The sequence below is a fragment of the Xanthomonas sp. SHU 308 genome, from assembly GCF_000364645.1.
Taxonomy (GTDB): Bacteria; Pseudomonadota; Gammaproteobacteria; order Xanthomonadales; family Xanthomonadaceae; genus Xanthomonas_A; species Xanthomonas_A sontii.
Genome location: NZ_AQOK01000316.1, coordinates 1 through 8,430 on the forward strand (window position 1 = coordinate 1; position 8,430 = coordinate 8,430).

Consider the following 8,430-nt stretch of genomic DNA (forward strand, 5'->3'; position numbering starts at 1 on the left):
CGGCAGGTCGCCGCCGGCGCTGGCCAGCCACACCTGCGCGCCGCGGCCGCGGAACTCCTCGGCCAGCCGCCGGGTGCCCTCGCCGGCTTCGTCCGGCTGGTCGAACGCCAGCACCGGGAAACCCGGGCCGACCAGGGCCATCGGCCCGTGCTTCACTTCCGCCGAGCTGTAGGCCTCGGCGTGCAGGCCGCAGGTCTCCTTGAACTTCAGCGCCGCTTCCTGCGCCGCCGCCAGGCCCAGGCCGCGGTCGAGCACGAACAGGTTGTGCGCCTCGACCAGGCCGTCGGTCAGCGAGCGCCAGTCGGCCTGCCAGGCCGCACGCAGCGCCTGCGGCAATTCCTGCAGTGCGCCCAGCAGCGCCGGGTCGTTCTTCCAGTGCGCGCCGAGCTGCAGGATCGCCGCCAGCGAGGCCAGGTAGCTCTTGGTCGCGGCCACGCTCTTCTCCGGGCCGGCGCCGAGCGGGATCACCGTGTCGGCCAACTGCGCCAGCGGCGAATCCTCGACGTTGACCAGGGCCACCACGCGCGCGCCGGCGTCCTTGGCCGCCTGCGCATTGCGCAGCAGGTCCGGGCTCTTGCCCGACTGCGAGATCACCAGGTACAGCGCCCCGCGCAACTGCAGCGGCGCTTCGTACACCGAGCCCACCGACGGCGAGGCCGAGGCGGTGACCACGCCGAGCTGGGTCTCGAACAGGTACTTGGCGTAGGTGGCGGCGTGGTCGGAGCTGCCGCGCGCGCAGGTCACCACGAACGGCGGCGGCGCGGCGCGCAACGACGCGGCGAGCGCGCTCACGGTGGCGTGGTTGCGTTCGAACTGCGCGGCGACGACCGCGGCGGCTTCCGCGGCTTCGCGGAACATCAGGGTTTCGGTTTCGGAGGGCAGCGCCATGGGCAGGGTCACGTGGGGTCTGGGGAGGAGGAACGGCGGGAATGCGGCTGCATGGGCGCGGTCGAGCCGCGCACCACCAGTTGCGGCACGAAGCCCTGGTTGTGCACCGGCGCCGGATGGTCTTCGTAGGCATCGCTACGCAGCTGGCTGATCAGCAGCCGCGCGGCGTGGCGGGCGATGTCTTCGGTGGCCTGCTTGGCGGTGGTCAGCGGCGGCCACGACTGGCGCGAGAACGGGCTGTCCTCGAAGCCGGCGATGGACAGGTCGTAGGGCACGTTCATGCCCGCCGACTTGGCCGCGGCCAGCACGCCGGCGGCGATCTCGTCGTTGGAGCCGAAGATCGCGGTCGGCGGCTCGCGCAGCGCCAGCAGACGGCGGGCGCCGCGGAAGCCGTCGTCGAAGGTGTAGTCGCCGGGGATCACCAGATGCTTGTCCAGGGTGATGCCGTAGTCCTTCAGCGCCGCCTCGTAGCCGGCGTGGCGCTCGCCGCTGGAGCGATGCGAGGTGCCGCCCCACAGGAAGCCGATGCGCTGGTGGCCGAGCTGGATCAGGTGCTCGGTGATCTCGTAGGCGGCGTCGCGGTCGTCGACGTAGACGCACGGGCCATCCTGCGGATCCTCGGTGGCGGCGATGATGCGCACGGTCTTGATCCCGCGCGCGGCCAGCGCCGCGACCAGGTCGGCACGCTCGGACATCGGCGCGGTCAGCACCAGCCCGGCCAGGCGCGAGCGCTGGGTCCACTCGGCCAGTTCCTCGGCGAGCATCGGCGCGGTGGAATCGCAGGGGTGGATCTGCAGGCCGAAGCCGGTCTCGCGGCAGGCGGCGAGCACGCCGTTCTGCACGCCGATGATGTGGTACGGGTTGGGGTTGTCGTACACCAGCCCGATCACGAACGGGGTGCCGCTGCGCAGGTTGCGCGCCGACGGATCCGGCTCGTAGTCGAGTTCGGCGATGGCGTGCAGCACGCGCGAGCGCGTGGCCTGCATCACCGAAGGTTCGTTGTTGATGACCCGCGAAACGGTCTTCAGCGACACCCGCGCCCGTTCGGCGACGTCTTTGATGGTGGGTCTGCGCATTGGATAGGTTTGCCGAGTTGGAGAAAAGCGCGTCAGCTCACCGCGCGCCCTGGCCGACGCGGTGACCGCGCAGCGCGAAGAACAGGATGTACAGGTAACAGGCGATCATCAGGCCGGCGAAGACCACCTGGAAATCGAAGGACTCCTTCAGATGGGCGAACAGCTGCGGCACCGCGGCGCCGCCCACGATGCCCATGATCAACAGCGCTGCGCCCTTTTCGGTGAACTTGCCCAGCCCCTTGATGGCCAGCGGGAAGATGGCCGGCCACATGATGGCGTTGGCGAATCCGAGCGCCGCCACGAACGCCACCGAGACATAGCCGCCGGTCACCATCGCGCACAGCGAAAACACGATGCCGAGGCAGGCCGAAATGGACAGGTACTTTTCCTGGGAGATGTACTTCGGGATCAGCACCAGGCCGAGCAGGTAGCCGGCCAGCATGCAGGCCAGGGTGCCGATGGTGAAATATTTCGCGTAGTCGAGCGAGAGGCCGAGGCTGTTGCCGTAGATGCCGATCGCATCGCCGGCCATCACCTCGGCGCCGACGTACACGAAGATGCACAACGCGCCCAGCCACACGTGCGGAAACGCGAAGATGCTGTCGCGGCTGCGCTCGTCGGAGGCCGACGCGTTCGCCGTCTCGGGGCTGATCTCGGGCAAGGGCGAAAACAGGATGGCGACGGAAAGCACAGCCAGGATGCCGGCGATCGCCATGTAAGGGCCGTGGATGCGGCCAGCGAACTCCTGCAACAGCAGTTCCTTCTGCGCCGGCAGCACCTGTTCGATCTGCGTCGAAAAATCCTCCATGCCGTGCAGGACCACCTTCGCCAGTCCATAGGTGGCCAGCGCGCCCGCCACCTTGTTGCAGATGCCCATCAGCGCGATACGGCGCGCTGCGCCGTCGATCGGCCCGAGAATGCTGATGTACGGATTGACCGCGGTCTGCAGCAAGGCCAGGCCACCGCCGATGATGAAGATGCCGCTCACCGCGCCCACGTAGGAACGGGCATTGGTGAACTGGCCGAAGATCGCGGCGCCGATCGCCATGATCAGCAGGCTCAGCGCCAGGCCCTTCTTCATCCCGGTCAGCTTCAGGATGAGCGAAGAAGGCAATGCCAGGCAGAAGTAGGAAATGTAGAACGCACTCGGGATGAGAAACGCGAAGGTGTCGCTGACATTGAAGGCGACCTTGGCGAACAGGATCAACGGCCCGTTGATCCAGGTAAAGAAGCCCATGATGAAGAACAACAGGCCGACGATGGCGATGGAAGCGTAGGGACTGGCGGGCCGTGCGGTGGTCATGGGCGGCGTGCTCCGGGAGGGCGCGGGGATCGGCGGTCAGCGTCGCAGTTCGGCGACGAAGTCGTAGTAGTCGTTGTGGCAATAGGTGTCGGTCAGTTCGATCGCGCTGCCGTCGCGGGTGTAGCCGACCCGCACCACGTGCAGGATCGCCTCGCCTTCCTTCATGCCGAGATGGCCGGCCAGCCGCGCCGGCAGGTTGATGGCGCGGAAGTATTGCAGCGCCCGCACCACCGGGGTGCCGCGCTCGTCCAGGTAGCTGTAGAGCGAATCGGCAATGGCGTGCGGATCGGGCACCACGTGCTGCGGCAGCACCGCCTTCTCGTAGGCCATCACCCGGCCGTCGGCGCTGCGCAGGCGGGTCAGCGCCGCGACGACCGTGTCCGGGGACAGGCCAAGACGCAGGATCTCCTCGCCATGCGCCGGGCGCGTGCGCCGCTCCAGCCAGCGCGTGCCCGGCTCCAGGCCCTTCATGCGCAGGGTTTCGCTGAAGCTGGCCAGGCCGCTGAGCTGGTGCTGGATGTGCGAGGTGACGAAAGTGCCGGCGCCCTGCCGGCGCGACACCAGGCCTTGTTCGACCAGCGCATCCACGGCCTGACGCAGCGTGACCCGCGACACCTGCAGGTATTCGCACAGCTGCCGTTCGGCCGGCAGCGCCTCGCCCGGCTTCCACTGCCCGCCCTTGATCGCCTCCACCAGCTTGCTGGCCAGTTGCAGGTACAGCGGAGTCGGCGCATCCGGGTCCACGGCCAGCGCATGCAGGCGTGGATCGGCCTGCGGCTTGGGCTTGGTCATGGCGAGCTCTCCAGTTCGCATGGATTCATTATGTCCAATATAGTACCAATCGGCGGGTCGTGCACGTCGCGCCACAGCACGCGGCGCAGGCCCAAATCGACAGCGCTGCCCGCCCACGGCAACAGCGCAGTGGCGTGTCACCCCGAAATTCGCGGCGGCGAGTCGCCCAAGCCCCCTGGCCTCGGGCCGCGCCCTGCGCGCAGCGAGCGGCCGATTCCCGCCAGCGCTGGCGCCCATGTCCAGACGGCGGTCATGGCCGATGCCGATGGATCATGTGCCGGTATCCGCCCTTCGACAAGCTTGGGTGCACCGCCGCAAACCGCATCGTTGTCACCGGCGGGCACGAATTTGTCTACAAGCCACAAGACCAATCGCGGCGATGCCTGGCAGAGGTCTGAACCACCGCCCCCTGCGACAGCCCGGATCGCGGCAAATCCCGGGAAATCGGCCCAAGTCATCGACGTGAAGGCCGGTACGCGACCCAACAGGCCGCGGCGCAATTCCAGACACCACGGCCCGGTTTTGCCCCGCCACCGGACCACCCCGCCGCGGCATCGCGTTGACATCGTTGTCACCGGATCGTAAAGGTTCTGCACGCTTCGCAACGAATTCGGCACAAACACGGCGTCCGTGGACCCAGGGGAATCGGCATCGGTCCGCGCCGCCAGGTAGCACGCAACTCCGTCCCGCACCGTCGGCCACGCCGACGGTGCCCATCCATGAATGATGAGGAGAGACATCATGCGTCACCGCCCGTCCGTCCTGTCGGCCGCCATCGCCGCCAGCGTCCTCGCCTTCGCCGCGCAGGCGCAGCAGGCCGATTCCGCCGCCACCGACCTGGACGCGGTCCAGGTGGTCGGCATTCGCGCCAGCCTGGAGAAGTCGCTGGACACCAAGCGCAACAACGTCACCGTGTCCGAGGCGATCACCGCCGAGGACATCGGCAAGTTCCCCAGCACCAACGTCGCCGAGGCGTTCGCGCAGATCCCCGGCGTCACCATCGACCGCCGCTTCGGCCAGGGTGAGCGGGTCAGCATCGACGGCACCGATCCCAGCCTCAACCTGTCGTTCCTGGACGGCCACCCGGTGGCGCAGGCGATCTGGCTGTACGGCGAGCAGCCCAACCGCGGCTTCGACTACACCCTGCTGTCGCCGCAGATCCTGGGCCGCGCGGAGATCGTCAAATCCACCGAGGCGCGGCTGACCGAAGGCAGCCTCGGCGGCACCGTGTTGATGCATACCCGCCAGCCGCTGGACCTGAAGGCCAACGAGATCGCCGGCTCGGTCGGCTACAGCTACAGCCAGCAGGCCAGCGAGGGCAAGCCGAACGCGTCGCTGCTGTACAGCTGGAAGAATCCGCAGGAGACCTTCGGCGTCGCGGTGTCCGCGCAGCACTACGAGGAACGCGTGGACCGCCAGGGCCTGGAGGTGTTCGGCTACGCCAAGGCCGGCAGCTTCGCCAATGCCGCCGGCGTGCCGGCCGATGCGGACGTGCCCAACTCGATCAACGCCGCCTGGTTCCAGCAGGACCGCAAGCGCGACAGCGCAGTGGTGAATCTGCAGCTCAAGCCCAGCGACGCGCTGGAGTTCAACCTCAGCGGCCTGTACATCAAGGAAGACTTCGACAACTACAACCAGTCGATGTACAGCTTCCTCACCTGGAACCCGGGCACCGTGGCCGCGGTCGACACGCTGGGCGACGTGCGCAATGGCGTGGTCAACAGCGGCCATTCCGGCGCCAACGCCAATGCGGGCGGCGGCACGGTGATCTACGACAACAACGTGCGCCAGTCGCAAGTGACCACCAAGGGCCTGGACCTGCGCGGCGCCTACCGCGGCGAACGCTGGACCTTGCGCGGCCAGGTCGGCCAGAGCAAGTCCGACAACGACCACCTGGCGCAGTACTTCATCGAGCCGTTCTACAACGGCGGCTTCCGCTGGGATCTGGACCGCGGCATCCGCTTCGACGATCCCACCGCCGCGCGCAATCCGGCCAACTGGGGCTCGGCCGGCGGCTGGATCGGCAACAACGGCGTGTTCTCCACCCAGAGCAAGGACCGCTACGGCCAGCTCGATCTGGACCTGCAGTTCGACGGCGTGTTCAACCAGTTGCTGGTCGGCGTGCGCCAGGGCAAGCACGACGAGGACTTCGCGCTCAACGTGTACGGCGGCGTCACCCCGGCCACCCTGGCCGACATCGGCACCATCGGCCTGACCGACATCCGCGGGTTCTATCCCGACCACGGCCAGCACGTGCAGGCCGGGCGCGGCAACGTGATCGACTGGATCCGCAACAGCCCGGTCGACTACGCCAATCCGGACCCGTCCAGCTACCTCAACAACACCTGGGCGCTGCAGCAGACCAACAACGCCGGCTACGTGCAGCTGAACTTCTCCAACGCCGGCCTGCGCGGCAACCTGGGCCTGCGCTACGTGCGCTCCAAGACCGAAGGCAGCGGCTTCGTCTACAGCGGCACGCCGACCCTGCAGGATCTGGACAGCAAGTGGCAGACCCGCACGCAGACCGAACACTTCCTGCTGCCGTCGCTGAACCTGGCCTACGATACCGACAACGACTGGGTGTTCCGCTTCGGCGCCGGCAAGGTGATCGCCTGGGCGCCGTACAACCAGATGGTCAACAACACCTTCCTCAACGACACCACGCTCACCGGCAGCGGCGGCAATGCCGCGCTGTCGCCCTACGAATCGTGGAACTTCAACCTCTCGGCCGAGTACTACTTCGCGCCGCAGGCAGTGGTGGCGTGGTCCATCTTCTACAAGAAGATCGACAACTACATCGACACCTCGGCCACCATCGAGCGCCAGTACAACGCGATCCGCGACACCTCGCCGCAGACCTGGGCGCAGATGCTCGGCAGCAACGGCTGCACCGCCGACGGCTACTGCGACTACAGCATCCAGCGCCCGCGCAACGCCGGCACCGGCAAGGTCAAGGGCTTCACCCTGGCCTACCAGCAACCGTTCGGCGACAGCGGCTTCGGCCTGTCGGCCAACTACACCTATGCCAGCGGCGAGAACAACAGCGGCAACCCGCTGCCCTACCAGTCGCGCAACAGCGTCGCCTTCAGCCCCTACTACGAGAAGGGACCGTGGAACGCGCGGATCAGCCTGAACTGGCGCGACAGCTACCTGGCCGGCGGCTACGTCGCCGGCGCCGCGCCGGCCAGCGTCGACGCCTACACCGACCTGGGCGCGAGCGTGGGCTATGCGTTCAACGCGCAGTGGTCGCTGCAACTGGACGCACAGAACCTGCTGGACGAGGAATACCTGCAATACCTGGGCGACAAGGACCACCCGGTCGGGCGCTACCACAACGGCCGCCGCTACATGGCGACGCTGCACTTCAAGTTCTGAGCGTGAGGCTTCACCTGCGCTGCGGCATCATCGCCGCGGCGCAGGCGCGCGCAAGTGGACGCAGCGCCGGCGCGCGACCGCCGGCGCATGCACGGGCACGCTTCAGCGCGGGAACTGCACGTGTCCGTCGGCGAAGTACACGCCCTTGTCGCCCTGGCTGGGCAAGGCGCCGAGCGTGTCGGTGACCACCTGGCCGCGGATGTCGGTCAGGCGGATCTCCAGCAGTTGCGTGCCCATTTGCTCGCCGACGAAATGGTTGTACGCGGTCTTCGGCAGGCTGACCCAGTCGCCGTTCTTCCTGTATTCGAACTTCACCACCGGATAGCGGTGGTTGCGCACCTGGATCGCCGCCCAGTATTGCGAACTGCCCTCCTTGATCCGGTACACCACGTTGCCGGTGACCGGTGCGGCCACCACCTGCCAGCGGATCGGGATGCGCCCGGCGCTGGTGTCGCCGATCGCGGCGAAGGCATTGGGCGACAGGTCCAGCCCGCAGTCGGCGCCTTCCGGATACAGGTCGGTGACGTACACGGTGACCGTGCCGCGCGGTCCCTGCACCTGCAGGTAGGCACCGGCCAGCGCCGCCTGGATTCCGCCGTCATTGAGCTGCGTCGGGTTCAGCGCGGTGATCGTGGCGGTCGGGTCGATGGGATCCAGCAGCAGCGCGCCGCCGGAATAGCCGGAACTGGTGTAGGTAGCGGTGCCGCTGCAGACATCGTTCCAGGCAGCGTTGGCGGGTGCGGCAGCACTGATGGCCAGGCACAGCGCGGCGAACAGGCCGGCGCCGCGCGCGGCACGGGGGGAGTAGCGTGCTTGCATGCGTGTTCTCCTGCACAGGCGCGCGGAGTCGCCGCGCGGCGACCGGACACCTGCCCGGCGCCGGCACTCTAGGCCGCGGTACGCGTGCCGCGCCTTGCGCGCGGCCTGGGATTCCACAACTTGGCCGACGCCGTAGACCGCGCGGTCACGTCGCTCAACGGCGGCTGCCGCGCTCCA

General features: G+C 67.9%; 5 protein-coding genes and 1 pseudogene. 1 reads left to right on the forward strand and 5 read right to left on the reverse strand.

From position 1 onward, the window contains the following. From D588_RS0111180 to D588_RS0111195, 4 genes are all read right to left on the reverse strand, one after another. Window positions 1-888 (reverse strand): SIS domain-containing protein (locus D588_RS0111180; protein WP_026143598.1); only part of this gene is annotated, 888 nt, incomplete at its 3' end. Between the two features lie 8 nt (window positions 889-896). Continuing rightward, on the reverse strand, window positions 897-1,964 hold the full coding sequence (locus D588_RS0111185) for a LacI family DNA-binding transcriptional regulator (protein ID WP_017916041.1): 1,068 nt from the start codon (window positions 1,962-1,964) through the stop codon (window positions 897-899). Window positions 1,965-2,001: 37 nt separating this feature from the next. Then, window positions 2,002-3,267 (reverse strand): sugar MFS transporter, encoded by a 1,266-nt coding sequence (locus D588_RS0111190; protein WP_017908362.1) that lies wholly within the window; start codon window positions 3,265-3,267, stop codon window positions 2,002-2,004. A 36-nt stretch (window positions 3,268-3,303) separates the two neighbouring features. Continuing rightward, window positions 3,304-4,059, reverse strand: a complete 756-nt coding sequence (locus D588_RS0111195; RefSeq protein WP_010343151.1) for a GntR family transcriptional regulator — start codon at window positions 4,057-4,059, stop codon at window positions 3,304-3,306. Window positions 4,060-4,800: 741 nt separating this feature from the next. Between D588_RS0111195 and D588_RS0111200 the strand changes: the two genes are divergently transcribed. Continuing rightward, a complete protein-coding gene (locus D588_RS0111200) occupies window positions 4,801-7,434 on the forward strand; it encodes a TonB-dependent receptor (RefSeq protein ID WP_017916042.1) in 2,634 nt (877 codons plus the stop codon). Between the two features lie 102 nt (window positions 7,435-7,536). On the opposite strand, the pseudogene D588_RS0111205 reads toward D588_RS0111200, so the two are convergent. Further along, window positions 7,537-8,142: pseudogene (locus tag D588_RS0111205) on the reverse strand (expansin EXLX1 family cellulose-binding protein); the annotation flags it as partial. Between the last annotated feature and the right edge of the window lie 288 nt (window positions 8,143-8,430).